Raw genomic sequence first — 21,549 nt, 5'->3', positions numbered from 1 at the left:
GCCTGCCTATTTCCCTGGCAGGCAATTTTTTGTCTATAAGTAATAAATTCAATATGTTATCTGCTTGCTCTGGGTTGGCACGTTTCTTGTACTGTATCTTGGTAAACCGTTGATAAAATCTCTGTCGAGATCACTGTGTAAGTGATGCATTTACAGGGGATTAAACAGCAATTAAGGAGCCAGCCATGTTAGAAATTTTCTTTGTTATCGGTTTTTTCATCATGTTGATGGCAACCGGCATCTCCTTGTTGGGTATCTTCGCTGCATTATTGGTGGCCGCTGCTTTTATGATGTTGGGCGGCTTATTTGTGATGATGATTAAGTTGTTGCCATGGTTGATTTTAGCCGTGGTGGTGGTCTGGATCTGGTGCTCAATGCAGAAACCGGTAATACGCCGCTACTGATTATTTTGCTTTCTTGCGGGAGTGATCACAGGCTGAAAGTTTAGTTGCATGAATTGTTAGGAAAACGTGTTTTTTCCTAAACGGGCTTGCTAGGATGCTACCCAACACGATTTGTTATCACATTTTCATCCCTGTCAGAGGTAAAAATAGCCGTATAAACGGCAGGTTCATTTAAGTGAACATGGCTCTGACAGAATACCTAGCCGTACCCCTACAAATGCATCAATGAAACAGTAAAATCAGAGCCTCGAATAATAGAGGCTCTGATTCTTACTTTTATAGCGTAAGATAGATGATTAGATACTCAGTATATAAAATATCAAATAATTAAGAGTCAAAATATTGAATAATTTAACGACATAAATGAAAGGTTCAATCACTAATATTAAAGGTTAGTAAAAAATCGATTGTAGTTGGCGATAATATAAACTATTTGTGCGACAAATGCTTCTTGGGCCAACTTCTTATCTTCTTCATTTTGACATTTTTCTTTTACATCAAAAAAACTTTGTTGCATCAATTGAACGGTAACATCAGCAGATTTTTGAAATGCTGACATATTATTGTTTTTATTGAATTTATCAAGTAACAAATCAAATTTTTGATCAGCGAAATCTCGCAGTATTTGGAATTCTTCATTGTTAATTTTATTATCGCAATAAAAAGCATTCAATAGTGTTTTTATATCTCTATTAATTTCTGAATCATGCATAATTAAAACCTCAGTATATGTAATGAATAATGTTGCTTCAGTATTACACATTGAGAGTATATAGATAATGCAATCAGAGCAATTGGGCTTCAGTAGTCAGCGGTCTGAAAATAATAAAAAAATAACTTTTTAATAATTTATAATGGATAATAATATTTATTATCCATTATTGCAGCAGGAAATTAAGGGATCAACAGACTGGAGCCGGTTGTCTGGCGGCTTTCTAATATTTTATGGGCACGGCGAGCATCACTTAGCGGGAATTGTTGGGCTTTAGCAACATCCACACTAATGTCACCACTGATAATTAATGAGAATAGCTCACGGCTAGCACTTTCCAACTCTTGCCGATTAGTCACATAGGCGTTTAAGGAAGCGCGAGTCACAAACAGTGAGCCTTTTTGGTTGAGTATGGCAAGGTCTACCCCGGTTACTGGGCCAGAGGCATTACCAAAGCTCACCATCAACCCTCTGCGTTTAAGGCTATTAAGCGAATCCAACCAGGTACTTTTCCCAACCGAATCATATACCACACCCACTTTTTCACCATTGGTCAGCTCCGCCACTCGCTCGGCGATATTTTCGGTGCGATAGTTTATGGTGGCCCAAGCTCCCTTGGATTTTGCCAATTCAGCTTTTTCATCGGAGCCGACGGTGCCAATCAGTTTTGCACCCAAAGCTTTTGCCCATTGGCAGGCTATCAACCCGACACCGCCTGCCGCCGCGTGGAATAAGAATACTTCGCCGGGTTTGATTTCATGGGTTTGGCGTAATAAATACTGCACTGTCAGCCCCTTAAGAAAAGAGGCCGCAGCTTGTTCGAAAGAGATTTCCGCAGGGAGCAGGGCGATTTTATTCGCGTCGACATTATGGACTTCGCTGTAAGCGCCAAGGGCTGATTGGGCGTATACTACTCGGTCACCGACTTTTATCGTGTTAACCGCCGAACCGACTTTGGTGACCAACCCGGCAGCCTCACTCCCTAAGCCGCTGGGGAACTGTGGCGGTGGATAGAGTCCGGTACGAACATAGGTATCAATATAGTTAATCCCAATAGCTTTGTTTTCTACCTGAACTTCATGTGCCGCAGGGTTCACCGGCGTGAAATCAAGGTATTGCAATACTTCCGGCCCGCCAGGGATGCTAAATTGAATATGCTTTGCCATGTTAGCTCCTCACAATAAGTGTATTTTCACCTTACAGAGTTCTACACGAGGTGCCCACTTCTTGCTAATACCGATAAGTAATAGGGAATTCATAATTACCCATCGGGTATCATCGCGTATACTAGGCGGCACTATTTTCCTATCGTTACAATTATCCTATCGCAACAGAGGTAAAGAGCACTTTTCATGGCAGCAAAAAAACCAACCAACAAGATGACAGAGCCACGCGATCGCCAGATGGAAGGGCTGAAACTCCCGCCTCATTCGCTGGAGGCAGAGCAGTCCGTGTTGGGCGGTTTGATGCTGGATAATGAGCGCTGGGATAACGTCTCTGAGCGCGTAGCCAGCAATGATTTTTTCAGCCGCCCACATCGCCGGATCTTTACTGAAATGCAGCGCTTGCTGGAAAATAGCAAGCCGATCGACTTGATCACCTTGTCCGAATCGCTCGAGCAAAAAGGTGATTTGGATTCGGTGGGGGGCTTTGCCTATCTGGCCGAGTTATCAAAAAATACGCCAAGTGCCGCGAATATCGGGGCTTATGCTGATATCGTCCGCGAACGTGCAGTCGTCCGTGAAATGATCTCGGTGGCTAATGAAATTGCTGATGCCGGCTATGATCCGCAAGGGCGTAGCAGTGAAGATCTGCTGGATCTGGCGGAATCTAAAGTATTCCAAATTGCCGAAAGCCGCGCCAGTAAAGATGAAGGGCCGAAAAGTGTCGATCAGATCCTCGAAGCTACAGTCGCGCGGATCGAACAGCTTTATCAGCGGCCACATGATGGTGTTACCGGGGTTTCGACCGGTTTTACTGACCTCGATAAAAAGACCGCCGGGCTGCAAAAGTCGGATTTGATCATTGTCGCCGCGCGTCCATCAATGGGGAAAACCACCTTTGCGATGAACTTATGTGAAAACGCCGCGATGATGCAGGAAAAACCGGTATTAATCTTCAGTTTGGAAATGCCCGGCGATCAGATAATGATGCGTATGTTGGCGTCCTTATCACATGTCGATCAGACCCGCATTCGTACCGGCCAGCTTGATGATGAGGATTGGGCGCGGATTTCCAGCACCATGGGCATATTGATGGAAAAGCGCAATATGTACATCGATGACTCCTCCGGCCTGACCCCGACTGAAGTGCGTTCCCGTGCGCGGCGTATTTTCCGCGAACACGGCGGGTTGAGCTTGATTATGATCGACTACCTGCAATTGATGCGGGTGCCGTCGCTTTCGGATAACCGCACCTTGGAAATCGCCGAAATCTCACGTTCCCTGAAAGCATTGGCAAAAGAGCTACAAGTGCCGGTGGTGGCGCTGTCTCAGCTTAACCGTAGTTTGGAGCAACGTGCCGATAAACGGCCGGTCAACTCCGACTTACGTGAATCAGGTTCTATTGAGCAGGATGCTGACTTAATCATGTTTATTTATCGTGATGAGGTTTATCACGAAAACAGTGATGAAAAAGGGATTGCGCAAATTATTTTGGGTAAACAGCGTAACGGCCCGATCGGTTCTGTCCGACTGAAGTTTAATGGTCAATGGTCGCGCTTTGATAATTATGCCGGCCCGCAATACGACGACGAATAGTATCCCTTCGTACTTGAAGCCGCAGGGTTGTTAGCTACGCTCACGCACCCGAATCACTGACTTGTGTCAGTTCATCGGGATTTGTTCGCTTGCTGCCTACCTGCAACTCCAATGACATTGGGCATAACATCTATTAAGTATTAAGGATAAGAAATGAAAGCGGCAACAGCAGTAATCGACCGCCGCGCTCTGCGACATAACTTGCAACAGGTTCGGCGCATGGCGCCGCAAAGTCGCCTGATTGCTGTTGTGAAAGCAAACGCTTATGGCCACGGGTTATTAGAAACAGCGCATACCTTACAGGATGCAGATTGCTATGGTGTTGCGCGGATCGGCGAAGCGCTAATGTTGCGATCTGGCGGAATTGTTAAACCGATTTTGCTGTTGGAAGGGTTCTTTGCCGCCGAAGATCTTCCGATTCTGGTGGCTAACCGCATTGAAACCGCAGTACACAGCATTGAACAACTGGAAGCGCTGGAAACGGCTAATCTTTCTGCCCCCATTAATGTTTGGATGAAACTGGATACCGGCATGCACCGCCTGGGCGTGCGCCCGGAACAAGCGGAGGCTTTTTACCAGCGTTTAAGCGCGTGCCGCAATATCATCCAACCAGTCAATATTATGAGCCACTTTAGCCGTGCAGATGAGCCGCAAGTGGAGACCACCCGCCAGCAACTTGACTGTTTTGATACCTTCATCACCGGCAAACCGGGGATGAAGTCCATCGCAGCATCTGGCGGTATTTTGCTGTGGCCAGAGGCGCACCGTGATTGGGTGCGCCCCGGTATCATACTGTATGGGGTTTCGCCGATGGACGAACCCTATGCCAGCCACTTTGATTTGTTGCCCGCAATGGCATTGAAATCCAGCCTGATTGCGGTTCGTGAGCATAAAGCTGGTGAACCTGTTGGCTATGGCGGTACTTGGGTCAGTGAGCGGGACACGCGTCTCGGCGTGGTGGCGATTGGTTATGGCGATGGTTATCCACGCAGCGCCCCTTCGGGCACACCAATGTGGCTGAATGGCCGCGAAGTTGGCATTGTTGGCCGGGTTTCAATGGATATGATTTCTGTTGATCTGGGGCCGGACGCCACGGACAAAGTGGGTGACGAAGTGTTGCTGTGGGGGGCTGAACTGCCGGTTGAAAAAATTGCTGCACAGACCGGTATCAGCGCCTATGAATTGATTACTAAGCTGACCTCCCGTGTTGCGATGGAATATTTAGGCGAATAATAATAAGGTAAGCTGCATAAAGATACCCGCCGTAGACAATTATTACCGATAAAGGAGAGCAGCGCCGTGTTCCAAAATGTTGACGCCTATGCAGGTGATCCGATCCTGTCGCTGATGGAAAGTTTTAAAGCCGATGACCGCGCACATAAAGTGAATTTGAGCATTGGGCTTTATTACAATGAGCTGGGCGAAATCCCATTGATGCAGGCAGTAAAAGCTGCCGAAGCGCAATTGAGCGCTCAGCCACACGGTACACCGGTCTATCTGCCGATGGAAGGTTTGCAACCTTATCGTAGCGCTATCCAGCAGCTATTATTTGGTGCAGAACATCCTATGTTGGCACAGAAGCGGGTGGCGACAATTCAAACCGTGGGTGGCTCTGGTGCATTGAAAGTCGGTGCTGATTTCCTCAATCATTATTTCCCAGATTCGCAGGTTTGGGTCAGTGACCCTACTTGGGAAAACCATGTTGCTATCTTTAGCGGCGCAGGTTTTAAAGTGAATACCTATCCGTATTTTGATCATGACAAGCTGGGCGTAAAGTTTGATCAAATGCTGGCAACACTCCAGCAGTTACCGGCCAAAAGCATTGTGTTATTACACCCTTGTTGCCACAACCCTACGGGATCGGATCTCACTAATGCGCAATGGGATCAGGTGATTGAAGTGGCTAAGGGCCGGGATCTGATCCCGTTCCTGGATATTGCTTATCAAGGTTTTGGTGTCGGGCTGAATGAAGATGCCTATGCTATCCGCGCGATGGCGGCAGCAGAATTGCCCTGTTTGGTCAGTAACTCCTTCTCTAAAATTTTCTCTCTGTATAACGAGCGGGTCGGTGGTTTGTCTGTCGTGTGTGAAAGTGAAGAAGCGGCAGGCCGTGTATTAGGGCAACTGAAAGCCACTGTTCGCCGTAACTATTCCAGCCCACCCAACTTTGGTGCGCAAGTGGTTTCAAAAGTGCTGCACGACACTGAATTACAAGCACAATGGCAAGCTGAAGTAGAGCAAATGCGTTTGCGTATTATTGAAATGCGCAGCAGGTTAGTCGATGCTTTGAAAGCTTCATTGCCTAATCGTAATTTTGACTATTTGCTGCAACAGCGCGGTATGTTCAGCTACACCGGTTTCAGCGCAGCACAAGTGGACCGTCTGCGTGAAGAGTTTGGTGTGTATCTGATTGCCAGCGGCAGGATGTGTATGGCGGGCGTCAATCACAGCAATGTTCAGCGCGTCGCGGCGGCTTTTGCTGCGGTGCAGTAAGTCGAGCTTCTAGTTTCTAAGGCGATAGCGATATCGCCTTTTTTATTTGTTTTTTTCGCCACCTTTCCGCGACTTATCTCTATATCCCGCTTGTTTGACCCATGGCCAATGGTTGTATGTTGATTAAAGAATATACTAATAAATACGGCGGACGCATGCCAAACGATCATTCATTGCTCACAGTAAATCTGTTGTCATAGGCGCAAGCTAGTCACTAAGAATATGTCACTGATGGCATGTATCACTGATTATGGAATAAATAACTTATGAGGCCCTGTCGCGAGACGCTACCGGCCCATTACAGGAGATATCCCCATGAATCATTCGGCATTACTGGAATACTGCATGTCCAAACCGGGGGCAGAGCAGAGTGACCACGAGGAGTGGCAGGCAAATCAGATTAAAGTGGCCGATGTCATGTTTGCTATGGTGGGTGAGACCCACGGGCGGCCCTCTATCTCATTGAAAACTAGCCCTGAATTGGCAGAAAGCCTAAGAGAGCAACATCCAGAGATCGTGCCGAGTGAACACTTGAATAAAGCGCACTGGAACACGGTGTTTCTGGATGGAAAATTACCGAATTCACAGTTCTATTCGCTAATTGACCGCTCTTATCAATTGGTTTTGCAGGGATTACCGGAACATAGAAGACAGGGGTTGGTCGTCTGAGGGCTAAAAAGAGCCTCTGGGACAGAGAGTTTCCTGCCCCAGAGTGCTAGTTTGATGTTTTATTTACGTTGCAACATCGGTTTGAGGAATCGGGCCGTGTGTGATGCCGCGCATTCTGCGACCGTCTCTGGTGTGCCGGAAACTAAAATCTCGCCGCCGCCACTGCCGCCCTCTGGCCCCAAATCGACAATCCAGTCTGCGGTCTTAATCACATCCAGATTATGCTCAATGACCACAATGGTATTGCCTTGATCGCGCAGCTGATGCAACACCGCCAATAGCTGCTGAATATCAGCAAAGTGCAGGCCGGTGGTCGGTTCATCCAGAATATAGAGTGTCTGGCCGGTGCCGCGTTTTGACAGTTCGCGAGATAATTTGACTCGCTGCGCTTCCCCGCCCGATAAGGTGGTCGCTGACTGGCCGAGACAAATATATGACAGGCCCACATCCATCAAGGTTTGCAGCTTACGCGCCAATGCTGGCACCGCATCAAAGAACTCGCGCGCCTCTTCGATAGTCATCGCCAACACTTCGTGAATACTTTTGCCTTTGTATTTCACTTCCAGTGTTTCGCGGTTATAGCGCTTACCTTTACATTGATCGCAAGGGACATAAATGTCTGGCAGGAAGTGCATTTCAACTTTAATCACCCCGTCACCCTGACAGGCTTCGCAACGGCCGCCTTTCACGTTAAAGCTAAAGCGGCCCGGAGTATAACCTCGAGCGCGTGACTCAGGTACGCCCGCAAATAGCTCGCGAATGGGGGTAAATATGCCGGTATAAGTTGCCGGGTTAGAGCGCGGAGTCCGGCCAATCGGGCTTTGGTCAATATCGATAACTTTATCGAAATGCTCTAGCCCTTGGATATCACGATACGGAGCCGGCTCATTACTGGTCGCCCCGTTCAACTGGCGCTGCGCAATACTATATAAAGTATCATTGATAAGAGTGGACTTACCCGAGCCAGAAACCCCGGTAATGCAGCTAAATAGCCCGACCGGCAGTGTTAGCGTCACATCTTTCAGGTTATTGCCGCTGGCACCAATTAACTTCAATACTTTGCTTGGGTCACCCGCGACCCGTTGGGCTGGGATGGCAATTTCCCTCTTGCCGCTGAGGAACTGGCCGGTGAGTGACTTAGGAGCGGCCATAATGTCATCAACCGTCCCTTCTGCGACCACTTCACCGCCATGCACTCCGGCACCTGGGCCGATATCAATCACATGGTCGGCGGCCCGAATAGCATCTTCATCATGCTCCACCACAATCACGGTATTACCCAGATTTCGCAGGTGAATCAATGTTTCCAGCAAACGTTCATTATCGCGCTGATGCAAGCCGATGGACGGCTCATCGAGCACATACATGACGCCAACCAAACCGGCCCCAATCTGGCTGGCCAGGCGGATACGCTGCGCTTCGCCACCGGAGAGGGTTTCCGCCGAGCGGGACAGTGACAGATAATTTAGCCCGACGTTCACCAGGAATTTTAGCCGGTCGCCAATTTCTTTCAGTATTTTCTCGGCAATTTGCGCCCGCTGGCCGCTCAGTTTCATATTCTGGAAGAAACTCAGCGCATGGCCGATACTCAGTTCCGAGATTTCCGGCAATGTAGTTTTTTCAACAAAGACATAACGCGCTTCGCGGCGCAGGCGGGTGCCGTTGCATGAGGTACAAGAGCGGTTGCTGATAAATTTAGCCAGCTCTTCGCGCACCGCACTAGATTCGGTCTCTTTATAACGGCGTTCCATATTGTGCAGCACCCCCTCGAAAGGATGGCGGCGCACGGTGGTATCACCGCGGTCATTTATGTATTTGAATTCAATAGTATCTTTGCCAGAACCGTATAACACAGCTTTCTGTGTTGCGGCATCTAGCGAGTTAAATGGCGCTTCGATATCAAACTTATAATGATCCGCCAATGAACGTAGCATCTGGAAGTAATAGAAGTTGCGGCGATCCCAGCCACGAATTGCGCCACCCGCCAGTGACAGCTCCGGGTTTTGCAGCACACGGTCTGGGTCAAAGAATTGTTGCACGCCCAGACCATCACAGGTCGGGCAAGCACCGGCTGGGTTGTTAAAGGAAAACAGGCGTGGTTCCAGCTCACTCATGCTATAGCCGCAAATTGGGCAAGCAAAGTTGGCGGAGAATAACAACTCTTCGGCGTGTGGATCGTCCATATCGGCGACCACGGCAGTACCGCCGGAAAGCTCCAATGCTGTTTCAAATGATTCGGCCAGGCGCTGTGCCAGATCTTCGCGTACTTTAAAGCGATCGACCACCACTTCAATGGTGTGTTTCTTTTGCAGCTCTAATTTCGGTGGATCAGACAGATCGCAAACTTCGCCATCGATCCGCGCCCGGATATAGCCCTGCATCGCCAGATTTTCCAGCGTTTTGGTATGTTCGCCTTTGCGATCTTTTACCACTGGCGCCAGTAACATCAGGCGGCGGCCCTCGGGCTGACTGATGACGTTATCCACCATCTGGCTGACCGTTTGGGCCGCCAGCGGGACATCATGATCCGGGCAGCGCGGCTCGCCGACACGGGCAAACAGCAAACGCAGGTAATCATGGATTTCAGTGATAGTTCCCACGGTGGAGCGCGGGTTATGGGAGGTTGATTTTTGCTCGATGGAGATGGCCGGAGAGAGACCTTCAATATGGTCGACATCCGGTTTTTCCATCAGCGACAGAAATTGGCGCGCATAGGCGGAGAGAGACTCAACATAGCGGCGTTGCCCCTCGGCATACAGGGTGTCAAAAGCCAGTGAGGATTTGCCTGAACCCGATAGACCGGTGACCACGATCAGTTTGTCGCGCGGGATAATCAGGTTGATATTCTTAAGATTATGGGTGCGAGCGCCCCGAACTTCGATATTATCCATTCAAACATTTCCCGGATGTAAACTGAGCCTCTCAGCGTATCCCTTTCACCTTTCGTACTTGAAACTACAGAGTTGTTAGCTTGCTGCCTACCTGCAATTCCAATTACTTTGGGTGATATATAGGTGCATTTTGCAACACCCCAAAAGGACATAGCCAGTACGAAACGGATAATTATGACACAAAAAAACCTGAATGGATATCCAGTATCCGGGTGCAATTAAGGCTGTTATTGCGATAAATCTGCTATACATTCCGCAGTTATGATCAGTTGTGCCCTTTGCCTATTAGCGTGTTAAACTTACTCGCTTATACTCGTCATACTTTAAGTTGCATGTGCGTTGACCGCCTTCCTGCAACTCGAATTATTTAGAGTATGTACTGTACAAAATTTATTTCATCAGGAGAGTTCACATGGCCAGCAGAGGCGTAAACAAAGTGATTTTGGTCGGGAATTTGGGCCAAGACCCGGAAGTCCGCTACATGCCGAACGGCGGCGCTGTTGCCAATATCACCCTGGCGACTTCCGAAAGCTGGCGTGATAAAGCCACTGGCGAGCAGAAAGAAAAGACGGAATGGCACCGTGTAGTGTTGTTCGGCAAGCTGGCAGAAGTCGCGGGTGAATATCTGCGCAAAGGCTCTCAGGTCTATATTGAGGGTGCTCTACAGACCCGTAAGTGGACAGATCAGGCTGGTGTTGAGAAATATACCACAGAAGTTGTGGTTAACGTGGGTGGCACCATGCAAATGCTGGGTGGCCGTCAAGGCGGTGGTGCTCCAGCGGGTGGTGGCGCACCACAAGAGGGTGGTGCACAAGGCGGTTGGGGTCAACCTCAGCAGCCACAAGGTGGCAATCAGTTCAGTGGCGGCCAGACTTCGCGCCCAGCTCAGCCTGCTCCAGCAGCACAACCACAAGGCGGCAATGAGCCACCAATGGATTTTGACGACGATATTCCGTTCTGATCCCGGTAATTCAAGACTGAGAAATCAAACCCAGTGTAATAGCTGGGTTTTTTATACTGACCAGTCAAGGCATTGACGCTATTTTATCACATTGTCGCTGAAGACCTGTCAGGATACTTTCTGCTAAGTCAGCCGGAAAATCAGCGGGAAGTCGAGCCTGTACCTGGGTGATAACTCGTGGTGTTGCGGCAATAACTTCGTCAATAATAGTGTCAGCGAGAGCGGCTCCCAATCCAACAATCTCGGCCTGTTTTCGCCAATGGCGTCGCTGTATCTGGTTAATTAAATAGTAATTTTTACTCCCTCGCACCGCCATCGCTAACTTGGTTTTCTGGGCCGCAATTTGATTACGGCCCGTCCCGATAATCGGATGGGTTGGCACATATCCTCTTGCGGTAACCTGACAATCCAGCGGCTATCATTCGATAGTCGTCGGTCAAAGCGTTCAACAATCAATGCCTTTTGGTCTTCAAACCGGCCAATTTCACAGCGGGCGGCCTTGTTCGTTTGCTAACCATTCTTGGGCATAACTCAGTGATTCTTCGCCTCGTTTTTTTTCCCAATAACCAACTCGCTGGCCGTTCATCCAGATATTGAGCCGTTGAGTTCGACGAGTCATATCACCAATCCTCTTGTTTTGATGGTAAATGTTTTGACGGTAAATTTATCGCCTGACTTTTTTCTGACGGGTGCGTTTTACTGGGATGCGAGCTGACGTTTTTTTTCTCACCAAGGATCAGCTCGATATCTAAAAGATGCAATATTTTAAAAAGCCGTTCAACACTGGCCGATGCAGGATTAGCCTCAAGCTTTGCATAGGACTGTTGGGTAATGCCTAATAGTTGGGCCAAGCTGGCCTGAGTCAGCCCTTTATTCTTTCGAAAGCCAATTAATGTAGGGCGCAATTGACTCAAAATTTTAATAGGATAATCCATCAAGACCTCCTCAGGGAATGGTGCGCAATAACATAATACAGCATATAAACTGTAATCTCACAATACAACGAATAAGCTGTAAAGAAGAAATACAGACTATAAGTTGTGATTTGATAGTACAGCTTTTAGATTGTTATGGTGGATTACAATCTAAAGGCTGTTTTTATGATAATATCAGAATAAATAACGTTATCTGGCTCTCGACTATAATAACTTCTTTAGCATTGTAACTTTCTCGGTCGCTTATCATATGGAGCATGGTTATGGTCATTGTTCACCATCTGAATAATTCACGTTCACAACGAATCTTGTGGATGCTGGAAGAGTTACAAGTTCCCTACGAGTTGAAGCGCTATCAGCGCGACCCCAGCAGCTTGTTGGCACCACCGGAGTTGAAAAAAATCCACCCGTTGGGGAAATCGCCAGTGATTACTGATGGCGACCTGACACTGGCGGAATCAGGAGCCATTATCGAGTATCTACAGGAAACCTATGATGCACAGGGCTTGTTTAAGCCCACTGGCCATTATGATCGCCAACAATTCCGTTATTGGATGCATTATGCTGAAGGGTCATTGATGCCGTTGCTGGTGATGAAGCTTATTTTCAGCCGCTTCGGTGGGCCGCCAGTGCCGTGGATTATTCGCCCGGTAGCCAAGGCATTGGGTGATGGGGTACAAAAAAGTTATTTGAATAAGCAAATAGCCACTCATCGCGATTATCTGGAACAACATTTAGCAAAGAATCAATGGTTTGCCGGCAGTGATTTCAGTGCCGCAGATATTCAAATGAGTTTTCCTATCGAGGCAATCAACACCCGTAATGGGCTTGAGGGCTTGCCAAAACTGCAAAATTTCTTGGTGCGTATCCATCAGCGCCCGGCTTATCAGCAGGCGATTGAAAAGGGCGGCGCTTTCAAATTAGAAAATGGATAAATCTACATGGGTTCCCTAATTAATGTCTCCCAGACAAATTAATGTAAGAAAATGCATTAAATGTCGCTTTCTGATGTTGATTAGTCGCTACGAATAGCTAGATAATCGTTTGCCTTACAATAAGGCTATTTTATTTGCCATTTTGAACTTGGGCAGTGCTAAAAATCCTCACGTACCGAGTGTACGCTCCGGTTTTTGCGCGCTGGCCGCGTCCAAACTGCCTGCAACAATGACGCTTATTGTAGTTTTTCTTCGATTTTTTTTCAGTCATGCGTGTTTCCAGCTAATCGTTTGCTATTTTCTCCGTCATATCGGCGTTGGGAGAATTGACGAGTTAATCGGCAGAGACGGAAACGATTACGTTTGGAAAGGGCGCGGGCTTGCTGACTACTTTAAAATGACACACAGGGGACATAACCATGTCTAGCACCAATCCTCAGGGGAACCAGGCAGTCAAGCCAAAAGGTTCGCTTGATGCGTTTTTCAAGCTTAGTGAACGTGGCAGTAATGTACGCCAGGAAGTGCTGGCTGGCCTGACGACTTTTCTTGCCATGGTTTATTCGGTCATTGTTGTGCCGAGTATGTTAGGTAAAGCGGGCTTCCCCCCAACCGCAGTGTTTGTTGCTACCTGTCTGGTTGCTGGCTTGGGTTCTTTGTTGATGGGGTTGTGGGCGAATTTGCCAATGGCCATTGGCTGCGCCATCTCATTGACGGCGTTTACAGCATTTAGCTTGGTATTGGGCCAGCATATCAGTATTCCTGTCGCCTTGGGCGCGGTATTCCTGATGGGCGTGCTGTTTACTATTATCTCCGTCACCGGTATCCGCTCGTGGATATTGCGTAACTTGCCGATGGGCGTAGCACACGGTACCGGCATTGGTATTGGTTTGTTTTTGCTGCTCATTGCCGCGAATGGTGTCGGCTTGGTAATCAAAAACCCGATTGAAGGTTTGCCAGTCGCGCTGGGCGCTTTTACTTCTTTCCCGGTTATTATGACGTTATTGGGCTTGGCGGTGATTTTCGGGCTGGAAAAACTGCGGGTACCGGGTGGTATTCTGTTGGTGATTATTGCCATCTCAATTATCGGCCTGATTTTTGACCCAAGTGTGACTTACCAAGGGCTGTTTGCCATGCCAAGCCTGGCAGATGCTAACGGTAACTCATTGATTTTCAGTCTTGATATCATGGGCGCACTGAATCCTGTGGTGCTGCCAAGTGTGTTGGCGTTGGTGATGACGGCAGTCTTTGATGCTACCGGCACCATTCGCGCGGTAGCTGGGCAAGCCAACTTGCTGGATAAAGACGGCCAGATTATCAGTGGCGGCAAAGCGCTGACCTCTGACTCGGTCAGCAGCATCTTCGCCGGTTTGGTCGGCGCGGCACCAGCGGCAGTTTACATTGAATCCGCTGCTGGCACGGCGGCTGGCGGCAAAACCGGTATGACGGCCACTGTCGTCGGTATTTTGTTCCTGTTTATGCTGTTCCTTTCTCCGCTTTCCTATTTGGTTCCGGCATATGCGACGGCACCTGCGCTGATGTATGTCGGTTTGTTGATGTTGAGCAATGTCGCTAAATTGGATTTCGAAGATTTCGTTGATGCAATGTCCGGCCTACTCTGCGCGGTGTTTATCGTGCTGACTTGTAATATCGTCACCGGTATTATGCTGGGCTTCAGTTCACTGGTGATTGGCCGCATTTTCTCTGGTGAATGGCGTAAATTGAACCTCGGCACCGTGATTATCGCGGTTGCGCTGGTGGCATTCTATGCTGGTGGCTGGGCAATCTAAGCTCTCTGATATTGGGGGTATCCTGCCCCCAATATTGTCACCAGACTAATATCCCTATTTTCTTTGTTTTTCCTGCCATCAATTACCGATTTTTTTCCCCGCTGCGCAAAAAATTGATCTACTATCAAAAGCTACGCTTCGGCCCTGTCTATGGGGGGGCGCTCAGGTTTTAAGTTGAGATAAATTAAGTTGAGTCGAGTCTAAGGAAAGCATGGAAATCTTTTTTACAATCCTCATCCTGATTTTGGTGGTGTCGCTTTCCGGCGTCGTCACCCGGATGTTGCCGTTTCAAATCCCTCTCCCATTAATGCAGATTGTTTTTGGTGCCTTATTGGCTTTCCCCCACTTTGGTTTGCATGTTGATTTTGACCCTGAATTATTCTTGGTGCTGTTTATTCCGCCGCTGTTATTTGCTGACGGCTGGAAAACACCGACACGGGAATTTATCCACCATGGGCGGGAAATATTTGGTCTAGCCCTGGCTTTGGTGTTGGTCACGATTGTGGGCGTCGGCTACCTGATTTACTGGATGGTGCCGGGTATTCCGCTGGTCGCCGCCTTTGCGCTGGCGGCGGTATTGTCGCCAACTGATGCGGTGGCGTTGTCCGGTATTGTGGGGAAAGGGCGCATACCTAAATCGATTATGGGCGTACTGGAAGGGGAGGCATTGATGAATGATGCTTCCGGTCTGGTGGCGCTGAAATTTGCCATTGCCGTGGCGATGGGCACCATGGTGTTTACGGTTTCCGGCGCGACGCTAGAATTCCTGAAAGTGGCGATTGGTGGGCTGTTGGCCGGTGTGGCTGTTACCTGGCTATACAGTAAATCGCTGCGTTTGATGAGCCGCTGGAGTGGTGATGACCCGGCAACACAAATCGTCTTGCTGCTGCTGTTGCCGTTCGCCTCTTACTTGATTGCCGAGCATATTGGGGTTTCCGGCATTTTGGCTGCGGTGGCTGCGGGGATGACCATCAGTCAGTCTGGCGTGATCCGTAACGCGCCACTGACCATGCGGTTACGCGCCGACAGTGTATGGTCGATGCTAGAATTTGTGTTTAACGGCATGGTGTTTATCCTGCTGGGCCTGCAATTACCGGGCATTCTGGAAACCTCGATCGTGCAGGCCGAACTGGACCCGACGATTCAAACCTGGAACCTGTTCGCCGATGTCGCCATCATTTATGGTGCCTTGCTGGTGCTGCGGTTTAGCTGGTTGTGGTCGATGAAGAAAATCAGCAAGCGAGTGTTGACCAAGCGGCCATTGGAATTTGGCAATTACACCACCCGCGAGCTATGGGTTGCTTCGTTCGCCGGGGTGCGCGGGGCAATTACATTGGCCGGTGTGCTGTCCATTCCGTTATTCCTCAGTGATGGCTCGGCTTTCCCATCCCGTTACCAATTGGTATTTATCGCCACCGGCGTGATTTTGCTATCAGTCATTGTCGGGGTCATTGCTTTGCCACCATTGCTGCGCGGTGTAGTGATGGCCGATAAAAGTGCCAGCCGCGAAGAAATTCGTTTGGCGCGGGCGGCGGCGGCGGAGGTGGCGATTGTCAGCTTGAATAAGATGGAAGAGCGCCTGGCCGCCAGCAGTGAGGAGAATATCGACCCTGAATTACTGAAAGAAGTCAGTTCACGGGTGATTGGTACTCTGCGACGGCGAACTGGTAGCAAAGATGAAATCGAGAACAGGTTATTGATAGAAAATCTGGAGCGGCGTTTCCGCTTAACTGCGCTGCGGGCCGAACGTGGCGAGCTGTATCACTTGCGCGCTACGCAGAAAATCAGCAACGAAACCCTGCAAAAATTGCTGCATGATTTAGATTTACTGGAAGCGCTGTTAATCGAAAAAGAAGGTTAATTCGCCTTAAACCGGTGACTCATCAGTGGCCGGTTTTATTTCAACCAATGAACCATTGGGCCAAAATTCACGGCAGCGGCTAATCCATGCTTGAGCGCTGTGAGAAAGATAACTTCCTTGACGCCATATCAATCCTAACTGCCAGGGCATCAGCGGTTCTAATGGTAGCCATAACAGCGCGTTTTTATCCAGCCGCTGGCAAATAGGTTCCGGCAGAATGGCGATACCAATATTGGCTTGCACCATGGCGGCGAGAAAGTCCCATTGACCGCTACGCACGGCGATTTGGGGCGTAAAACCACCGGTGGTAAAAGCATCCATTAACTGGCGGTAAAGGGCGAAATCTTCGTTATAAATCAGGATGGGAAGGTCCGCCAACTCAGGAATACTAATGGTGGTACGGTTAAGCCAAAATGCAGTGCGCGGCACCACCACACACAGTGGGTGGCTGAACAGCGGCAATGATGTCAGCGGCAAATTGATATCTGCAGGAAGGGCGGTCAGGGCTAAATCAAGCTCACCGGATAACACCGCTTGTTGCACGGTCAAACCACCAAATTCGGCAATTTGTAGCTCAATACCGGGGTAACTTCGGCGAAATTCACTGATAAGTACCGCCATTTGCGTGCCGACCATCGGCGGAATGCCCAGCCGTAACTTGCCTTTCTTCAATGAACTGATGTCTTCCAGCTCCGCTTCCAACTGTTGAAATTGGTCGAGAATAGCCAGTCCGCGCTGATAAACCGCCTGCCCGCTGTCAGTCAAATGCAGGCGTCGCCCTTCACGAGTCAGTAAACTGCACTCCAATTCATTTTCCAAATTGCGTAGCATTTTGCTGATGGTGGGCTGGGTGACAAAAAGTTTCTCCGCCGCCCGAGTGAAGCTTTGCTGGCGCACCACTTCGACGAAATAACGCAATGTTCTGATATCCATCAGCTTTCCTATCAATGAGTGAGAGAGTGGCGGTGCAAAGTATGCCATTTAGGCATGATTCCAATGATTTTAATTCATTTTTCGCAAGGTTTCCTGCGGCCTATACTGAGCACTGGTAAAATTTCCCACTGGGGTTTCTCATGTCATTGGCGTTACGCAGTTTTGCGCCGTCTGTTCTCTCGCGTTTACAAGTGCCGGTTCAGGTGGCGCTGTATGCCGGGCTGTTTATTATTGCTGACCAACTGGTGAGTCTCTTTCACCTGCCGTTGCCCGCCAATATCGTCGGCATGTTATTGCTGCTGGCTATGATTATGCTGCGGATTCTGCCGGTGCGTTGGGTTCAAGCCGGTTCGCGCTGGCTGTTGGCTGAAATGCTGCTGTTCTTTGTTCCTGCAGTGGTGGCGGTGGTGAATTACGCGCAATTAATTATGGTAGATGGTTGGAAAATTTTTGCTGTTATCGCGGTCAGTACCACACTGACACTCGCGGCGACGGGCTTAGTGGTTGACCGGGTTTACCGTTTTGAGGTGTGGCTGCAACGCCGCAAGTCTAATCATCATGAATGATTTTATTATCAGCATCGCGTGTTTCCTGGCAACACTGATACTTTACTTTGCCAACAAAAAACTCTATCGCCGCCGCCGGTCATTGCTGCTGATGCCCTTGGTGTTAACCCCGATGGTGCTGGTGTTGCTGCTGGTGGTCACCCATATCTCTTATCAGGATTATATTGGTGAGACGCATTGGTTACTGTGGCTTTTGGGGCCGGCGACTATCGCGTTTGCTGTGCCGGTTTATGAGAATCTGTCGATTATCCGCCGTCACTGGTTGTCTCTCACTGCGGGCGTTATCACCGCGATTACTGTGGCGGTAGTCAGTTCGGTGTGGCTGGCGAAGTTATTAACTCTCTCGGAAGAAGTGCAGCGCAGTTTAGCGGTGCGCTCGATTACCACACCTTTTGCCCTGGAAGCCGCAAAGCAGTTGGGCGGGCAGCCGGACTTAGTCGCGCTGTTTGTGGTGATTACCGGGGTCTTCGGCATGGCGGTCGGGGATTTGCTGTTTCTGCGCCTTTCTGTGCGCAGCGGATTGGCAAAAGGCGCGGGCCTTGGGGCCTCCTCTCACGGGGCGGGTACTGCCAAAGCCTATGAAATGGGGCAACAAGAGGGCGTAGTATCCAGCTTGGTGATGATGCTGGCCGGTATTATTACAGTCATCAGCGCACCGCTGATTGGCCATGTTCTGTGGTAATGATAATAACGCATTCTGGATGAGTGAATAATCGGTGCCAAAATCACTGATGTTTACTCAATAATTTCCTGCGATGTATAAAATAGCCATATAAACAGAAAGGTTGAATGATATTGCGGCCCATATTTTATCAGGGTAGTAATATAAAAAACTGCATATACCGGTGAAATTCGGATTTTTTGAATTCCCAATTCGTTATCTAATTCCTCTGAGAAAGTTTTTACCTCGTATATTAGATAAAAGGAAAGGGATTATGCCTCATTATTTAACGGCTTTGATTTGTGGGTTACCCTGGTTGTTCACCGCCAGTTGTCTGGCACAAGCGGATGTCGAAACAACAAAATGCAGCAATACGGATTTTTCTCAGGTTTTATCCTGTTATAAGGATAAATTGTCCAGCGAGCCGCTTATTTACAATTTGCTGAGTCAGGAGGATTTACCGGGGCTAGAATGGCGTCGTTACCAACTGACTTCTCAACAGTGGGCACCTGAGAATTTGGTCTCCCCTGCTGCCTGGCAGCATGAGGTTGAGATCTTTATTCCAAGTGACAGTACCTCGACGCAAGGTTTGGTTGTTATTAATAATGGTATTAACCACGCAACCAGCACGGTTCCTGCCTCTGGCCCGACTGATTTCTCCATCGACTCATTAAAAAATATTGCCCGGGAAACGAATACCGTGGTGATATCAATCAGCACTATTCCCAATCAATATCTTGAATATCAACAGGATGGTGTACCACGCAAGGAGGATTACAGTGTCGCCCGTAGCTGGACTTTATTTATGGATGCACCGGAGTCTCGTTCTACCTTGCCCTTGCACGTCCCCATGGCGGCGGCAGTTTCTCAGGTCATGACCCTAGCCCAACAAGCTTTGCCGGAAAAAGCATTAGACAGTTTTATTGTCACCGGCTTATCCAAACGGGGCTGGACAACCTGGCTCACGTCGCTTGCTGATACCCGGGTTGTGGCCATGGTGCCCTTTGTTATTGATCTGCTTGATACCCGCGCTGCATTGGAACATATGTATAAATCTTATGGTGGGAACTGGCCCATTGCTTTCGCCCCTTATTATCAGGACGAAATTGATAAAAAGTTGGAGACTGTCGGCTTTTCTAAATTGATGCAGATTATTGATCCCATGCAATATATGGGAACTGAGTATCAATCCCGGCTGAGTATTCCTAAATATATTATCAATGCCAGTGGCGACGATTTTTATGTGCCTGATAATACAGATTTTTATTACGATAAATTACCGGGTGAAAAAGTCTTGAGGGTGGCACCCAATTCCAGCCACTATGGTATTAAGGCTTTCAGCGAACAGTCTTTGATTCCCTTGGTTAATCGCCTACGGCAATCCACTGCCTTGCCGCAAGTGGATGTCAGCATCGGAATGAAAGAAAAGGTGCAAACAATGAAGGTAACGCTGTCCGAGACGCCGAATAAAGTGCTGCTATGGGCTGCGGCAAATAATGATGCGCGGGATTTCCGCTATGCCTGTGATGTGCGCTACGCCGAATTCCCACTGGCGGTAACACCGGAAAATACCATTGAAATTGCGTTTATTACACCAGCTTCCGGCTGGCAGGCGACTTTTATTGAGGCCACTTTCAGTGATGGCTTCGTGGCCACGACACCGGTATATATCTTGCCGAAAGAGAGTTTCCCGACGTCGGCACCACCTACCATCGGGACTGCTTGCAAAACGTTGGAGGGGCGTCAGGCCGAAGTAATAGAAGACACTGAGTCCACAAACAGTCCAGTGGAAACAGAAAATACAGTGGTAAACAAATAGCATTGGGGCAATTTTAGATAATAAAAAACCCGGTGAATGCCGGGTTTTTCATATTTATGCTGTGCTTAATAGAGTGATGCTTCACCCGCTGGGCGCGTTTTAAAGCGGCGGTGCAACCAAAGATATTGCTCGGGTGCGCGCATGATTTCTTTTTCAATCACTTTATTCATGTAACGGGCGGCGGCTAATTCGTCATCTATTGGATAATCTTCCAATGCTGGTTGGATAAGCAGGTCATAGCCGCTGCCATCTGTTTTGCGCAGTAACACTAATGGCAGCAACGCCGGTTTTGCCAGGCGGGCCAACATAAAGGTACCGCTTGTGGTGGCGGCTTGATCAACGGCAAAAAAGGGTGCAAAAACACTGCCTCGCGGGCCGTAATCTTGATCTGGGGCGAACCAAACGGCTTCACCTTTCTTCAATGCGTGCACCATACCGCGTAGGTCTTTACGATCCAACATCGCCTTATTGGAGCGCATTCGGCCCCAAGTCTGTACTAATTCCATCACTTTATTATTGTGTGGGCGGTACATTGCCATCATCGGTTGGCATTGGCCCATGACTCGGCCACCCAGTTCCAGCGACATAAAATGTACGCCAATCACCAAGACACCGCGTTTGCCTTCCTGCGCTTTTTTCAGGTTATTCAGACCGGAGACGGTAAACCAGCGCTTGACGCGCGCATCGGGCCAAAACCACGCCATACCTGTTTCCAGCAACCCCATACCCAAGGATTCAAAATTACCCACAATCGTCTGCTCGAGGGTGGTTTTGTCCATATCAGGGAAGCACAGTTCGAGGTTACGTCGGGCGATGGAAACCCGTCGCTTGAGAAAGCGCATTGAGGTACGTCCGAGCCAAATCCCCAATTTATTTATCAGCGGGTAGGGCAGTTGGACTAATAGAAATAGCACACCAAGGCCAAACCAAGTTAGCCAATAGCGCGGGTGGAGCAGTGAAATATGGAATTTCTGCGGTTTTATCATATGAACTCTATCGTTATGCGTTAAGTGCGAGCTTGTAACGCATAAGGATATAACTCGATAGCGATACATATCTTCAGACACCGTAGGTCAATTATCGTTTTCGTGAATACGATAATTGACGCAATATTTACATTAAAAGCGGTGTTCGCGTAGTGAATGGTCACAAAAGAGAGGCTA

Annotated in this window: 21 protein-coding genes; 12 read left to right on the top strand and 9 right to left on the bottom strand. The window is 48.7% G+C overall.

All coding sequences use genetic code 11. The features are described 5' to 3' along the window. The first annotated feature begins 185 nt into the window (after positions 1-185). On the top strand, positions 186-404 hold the full coding sequence (gene pspG, locus DXZ79_RS18445; protein ID WP_120011533.1) for an envelope stress response protein PspG: 219 nt from the start codon (positions 186-188) through the stop codon (positions 402-404). A 385-nt stretch (positions 405-789) separates the two neighbouring features. Here pspG and DXZ79_RS18440 read toward each other — a convergent pair whose 3' ends face one another. Together DXZ79_RS18440 and DXZ79_RS18435 are read right to left on the bottom strand one after the other, a co-directional pair. Beyond that, positions 790-1,116: a hypothetical protein gene (locus DXZ79_RS18440; protein WP_120011532.1), complete on the bottom strand. Its 327-nt coding sequence runs from the start codon at positions 1,114-1,116 to the stop codon at positions 790-792. A gap of 182 nt (positions 1,117-1,298) precedes the next feature. Further along, entirely contained in the window at positions 1,299-2,282 is a 984-nt protein-coding gene (locus DXZ79_RS18435) for a quinone oxidoreductase (RefSeq protein ID WP_038638542.1), read from the bottom strand. A 186-nt stretch (positions 2,283-2,468) separates the two neighbouring features. Here DXZ79_RS18435 and dnaB point away from each other — a divergent pair, with 186 nt between their 5' ends. The 4 genes from dnaB (at position 2,469) to DXZ79_RS18415 (ending at position 7,037) form a co-directional block, all read left to right on the top strand. Further along, positions 2,469-3,875 carry a replicative DNA helicase gene (dnaB, locus tag DXZ79_RS18430; protein WP_038638544.1) on the top strand — a complete coding sequence of 469 codons (1,407 nt, stop codon included), beginning with the start codon at positions 2,469-2,471 and terminating at the stop codon, positions 3,873-3,875. 153 nt (positions 3,876-4,028) lie between these two features. Beyond that, positions 4,029-5,108: an alanine racemase gene (alr, locus tag DXZ79_RS18425; RefSeq protein ID WP_038638548.1), complete on the top strand. Its 1,080-nt coding sequence runs from the start codon at positions 4,029-4,031 to the stop codon at positions 5,106-5,108. A gap of 66 nt (positions 5,109-5,174) precedes the next feature. Continuing rightward, the gene (locus DXZ79_RS18420; RefSeq protein WP_050292221.1) at positions 5,175-6,368 is read left to right on the top strand and encodes an amino acid aminotransferase; all 1,194 of its coding nucleotides are present in this window, start codon (positions 5,175-5,177) and stop codon (positions 6,366-6,368) included. A 315-nt stretch (positions 6,369-6,683) separates the two neighbouring features. Next, positions 6,684-7,037 (top strand): MmcQ/YjbR family DNA-binding protein, encoded by a 354-nt coding sequence (locus DXZ79_RS18415; RefSeq protein WP_038638554.1) that lies wholly within the window; start codon positions 6,684-6,686, stop codon positions 7,035-7,037. Between the two features lie 59 nt (positions 7,038-7,096). Here DXZ79_RS18415 and uvrA read toward each other — a convergent pair whose 3' ends face one another. After that, a complete protein-coding gene (gene uvrA / locus DXZ79_RS18410; RefSeq protein ID WP_038638557.1) occupies positions 7,097-9,928 on the bottom strand; it encodes an excinuclease ABC subunit UvrA in 2,832 nt (943 codons plus the stop codon). 412 nt (positions 9,929-10,340) lie between these two features. On the opposite strand from uvrA, the gene DXZ79_RS18405 reads away from it, so the two are divergent. Beyond that, on the top strand, positions 10,341-10,889 hold the full coding sequence (locus tag DXZ79_RS18405) for a single-stranded DNA-binding protein (RefSeq protein ID WP_038638560.1): 549 nt from the start codon (positions 10,341-10,343) through the stop codon (positions 10,887-10,889). A gap of 64 nt (positions 10,890-10,953) precedes the next feature. Here the strand turns inward: DXZ79_RS18405 and DXZ79_RS21060 are convergent, their stop codons facing one another. Genes DXZ79_RS21060 through DXZ79_RS18395 form a run of 4 tightly spaced genes read right to left on the bottom strand, consistent with a single transcriptional unit; the run spans position 10,954 to position 11,824 of the window. After that, entirely contained in the window at positions 10,954-11,271 is a 318-nt protein-coding gene (locus DXZ79_RS21060; RefSeq protein WP_038638562.1) for a HipA domain-containing protein, read from the bottom strand. Continuing rightward, positions 11,208-11,345 (bottom strand): hypothetical protein, encoded by a 138-nt coding sequence (locus tag DXZ79_RS21220; RefSeq protein WP_322887870.1) that lies wholly within the window; start codon positions 11,343-11,345, stop codon positions 11,208-11,210. Before DXZ79_RS21220 ends, DXZ79_RS21060 begins: the two co-directional genes overlap by 64 nt. A 28-nt stretch (positions 11,346-11,373) precedes the next feature. Continuing rightward, on the bottom strand, positions 11,374-11,508 hold the full coding sequence (locus DXZ79_RS21155; RefSeq protein WP_261369802.1) for a HipA N-terminal domain-containing protein: 135 nt from the start codon (positions 11,506-11,508) through the stop codon (positions 11,374-11,376). Position 11,509: 1 nt separating this feature from the next. After that, complete coding sequence (locus DXZ79_RS18395) at positions 11,510-11,824, bottom strand: helix-turn-helix transcriptional regulator (protein WP_038638565.1); 315 nt, start codon at positions 11,822-11,824, stop codon at positions 11,510-11,512. Between the two features lie 263 nt (positions 11,825-12,087). Between DXZ79_RS18395 and DXZ79_RS18390 the strand changes: the two genes are divergently transcribed. From DXZ79_RS18390 to DXZ79_RS18380, 3 genes are all read left to right on the top strand, one after another. After that, on the top strand, positions 12,088-12,759 hold the full coding sequence (locus DXZ79_RS18390; protein WP_038638568.1) for a glutathione S-transferase family protein: 672 nt from the start codon (positions 12,088-12,090) through the stop codon (positions 12,757-12,759). 419 nt (positions 12,760-13,178) lie between these two features. Continuing rightward, positions 13,179-14,546, top strand: coding sequence for an NCS2 family permease (locus DXZ79_RS18385; protein WP_038638571.1), 1,368 nt, complete (start codon positions 13,179-13,181; stop codon positions 14,544-14,546). Positions 14,547-14,757: 211 nt separating this feature from the next. Next, the gene (locus tag DXZ79_RS18380) at positions 14,758-16,407 is read left to right on the top strand and encodes a Na+/H+ antiporter (protein WP_038638574.1); all 1,650 of its coding nucleotides are present in this window, start codon (positions 14,758-14,760) and stop codon (positions 16,405-16,407) included. A 6-nt stretch (positions 16,408-16,413) separates the two neighbouring features. Here DXZ79_RS18380 and DXZ79_RS18375 read toward each other — a convergent pair whose 3' ends face one another. Continuing rightward, the gene (locus tag DXZ79_RS18375) at positions 16,414-17,340 is read right to left on the bottom strand and encodes a LysR family transcriptional regulator (RefSeq protein ID WP_038638576.1); all 927 of its coding nucleotides are present in this window, start codon (positions 17,338-17,340) and stop codon (positions 16,414-16,416) included. A 140-nt stretch (positions 17,341-17,480) separates the two neighbouring features. Between DXZ79_RS18375 and DXZ79_RS18370 the strand changes: the two genes are divergently transcribed. From DXZ79_RS18370 to DXZ79_RS18360, 3 genes are all read left to right on the top strand, one after another. Continuing rightward, positions 17,481-17,906: a CidA/LrgA family protein gene (locus DXZ79_RS18370; RefSeq protein WP_038638579.1), complete on the top strand. Its 426-nt coding sequence runs from the start codon at positions 17,481-17,483 to the stop codon at positions 17,904-17,906. Next, positions 17,899-18,588: an LrgB family protein gene (locus tag DXZ79_RS18365; RefSeq protein ID WP_038638582.1), complete on the top strand. Its 690-nt coding sequence runs from the start codon at positions 17,899-17,901 to the stop codon at positions 18,586-18,588. Before DXZ79_RS18370 ends, DXZ79_RS18365 begins: the two co-directional genes overlap by 8 nt. A gap of 253 nt (positions 18,589-18,841) precedes the next feature. Then, the gene (locus DXZ79_RS18360; protein ID WP_120011531.1) at positions 18,842-20,386 is read left to right on the top strand and encodes a PhoPQ-activated pathogenicity-related family protein; all 1,545 of its coding nucleotides are present in this window, start codon (positions 18,842-18,844) and stop codon (positions 20,384-20,386) included. Between the two features lie 65 nt (positions 20,387-20,451). Here DXZ79_RS18360 and lpxP read toward each other — a convergent pair whose 3' ends face one another. Further along, a complete protein-coding gene (lpxP, locus tag DXZ79_RS18355) occupies positions 20,452-21,372 on the bottom strand; it encodes a kdo(2)-lipid IV(A) palmitoleoyltransferase (RefSeq protein ID WP_038638585.1) in 921 nt (306 codons plus the stop codon). Positions 21,373-21,549: the final 177 nt, after the last annotated feature.

Source organism: Yersinia rochesterensis, assembly GCF_003600645.1.
GTDB classification, from domain to species: Bacteria; Pseudomonadota; Gammaproteobacteria; order Enterobacterales; family Enterobacteriaceae; genus Yersinia; species Yersinia rochesterensis.
Note: the sequence above shows the minus strand (reverse complement) of the source record. Positions and strands in the feature narration are given on the sequence as shown.

Excerpts from the sequence above, each read along its gene's own strand:
- DXZ79_RS18380 (WP_038638574.1), top strand. The coding sequence starts at position 14,758 with ATGGAAATCTTTTTTACAATCCTCATCCTGATTTTGGTGGTGTCGCTT.
- DXZ79_RS18375 (WP_038638576.1), bottom strand. The coding sequence starts at position 17,340 with ATGGATATCAGAACATTGCGTTATTTCGTCGAAGTGGTGCGCCAGCAA.
- lpxP (WP_038638585.1), bottom strand. The coding sequence starts at position 21,372 with ATGATAAAACCGCAGAAATTCCATATTTCACTGCTCCACCCGCGCTAT.
- DXZ79_RS18360 (WP_120011531.1), top strand. The coding sequence starts at position 18,842 with ATGCCTCATTATTTAACGGCTTTGATTTGTGGGTTACCCTGGTTGTTC.
- DXZ79_RS18415 (WP_038638554.1), top strand. The coding sequence starts at position 6,684 with ATGAATCATTCGGCATTACTGGAATACTGCATGTCCAAACCGGGGGCA.
- DXZ79_RS18435 (WP_038638542.1), bottom strand. The coding sequence starts at position 2,282 with ATGGCAAAGCATATTCAATTTAGCATCCCTGGCGGGCCGGAAGTATTG.
- DXZ79_RS18390 (WP_038638568.1), top strand. The coding sequence starts at position 12,088 with ATGGTCATTGTTCACCATCTGAATAATTCACGTTCACAACGAATCTTG.
- dnaB (WP_038638544.1), top strand. The coding sequence starts at position 2,469 with ATGGCAGCAAAAAAACCAACCAACAAGATGACAGAGCCACGCGATCGC.
- DXZ79_RS18385 (WP_038638571.1), top strand. The coding sequence starts at position 13,179 with ATGTCTAGCACCAATCCTCAGGGGAACCAGGCAGTCAAGCCAAAAGGT.
- DXZ79_RS21155 (WP_261369802.1), bottom strand. The coding sequence starts at position 11,508 with ATGACTCGTCGAACTCAACGGCTCAATATCTGGATGAACGGCCAGCGA.
- uvrA (WP_038638557.1), bottom strand. The coding sequence starts at position 9,928 with ATGGATAATATCGAAGTTCGGGGCGCTCGCACCCATAATCTTAAGAAT.
- DXZ79_RS18365 (WP_038638582.1), top strand. The coding sequence starts at position 17,899 with ATGAATGATTTTATTATCAGCATCGCGTGTTTCCTGGCAACACTGATA.
- DXZ79_RS18405 (WP_038638560.1), top strand. The coding sequence starts at position 10,341 with ATGGCCAGCAGAGGCGTAAACAAAGTGATTTTGGTCGGGAATTTGGGC.
- alr (WP_038638548.1), top strand. The coding sequence starts at position 4,029 with ATGAAAGCGGCAACAGCAGTAATCGACCGCCGCGCTCTGCGACATAAC.
- pspG (WP_120011533.1), top strand. The coding sequence starts at position 186 with ATGTTAGAAATTTTCTTTGTTATCGGTTTTTTCATCATGTTGATGGCA.
- DXZ79_RS18395 (WP_038638565.1), bottom strand. The coding sequence starts at position 11,824 with ATGGATTATCCTATTAAAATTTTGAGTCAATTGCGCCCTACATTAATT.
- DXZ79_RS18370 (WP_038638579.1), top strand. The coding sequence starts at position 17,481 with ATGTCATTGGCGTTACGCAGTTTTGCGCCGTCTGTTCTCTCGCGTTTA.
- DXZ79_RS18440 (WP_120011532.1), bottom strand. The coding sequence starts at position 1,116 with ATGCATGATTCAGAAATTAATAGAGATATAAAAACACTATTGAATGCT.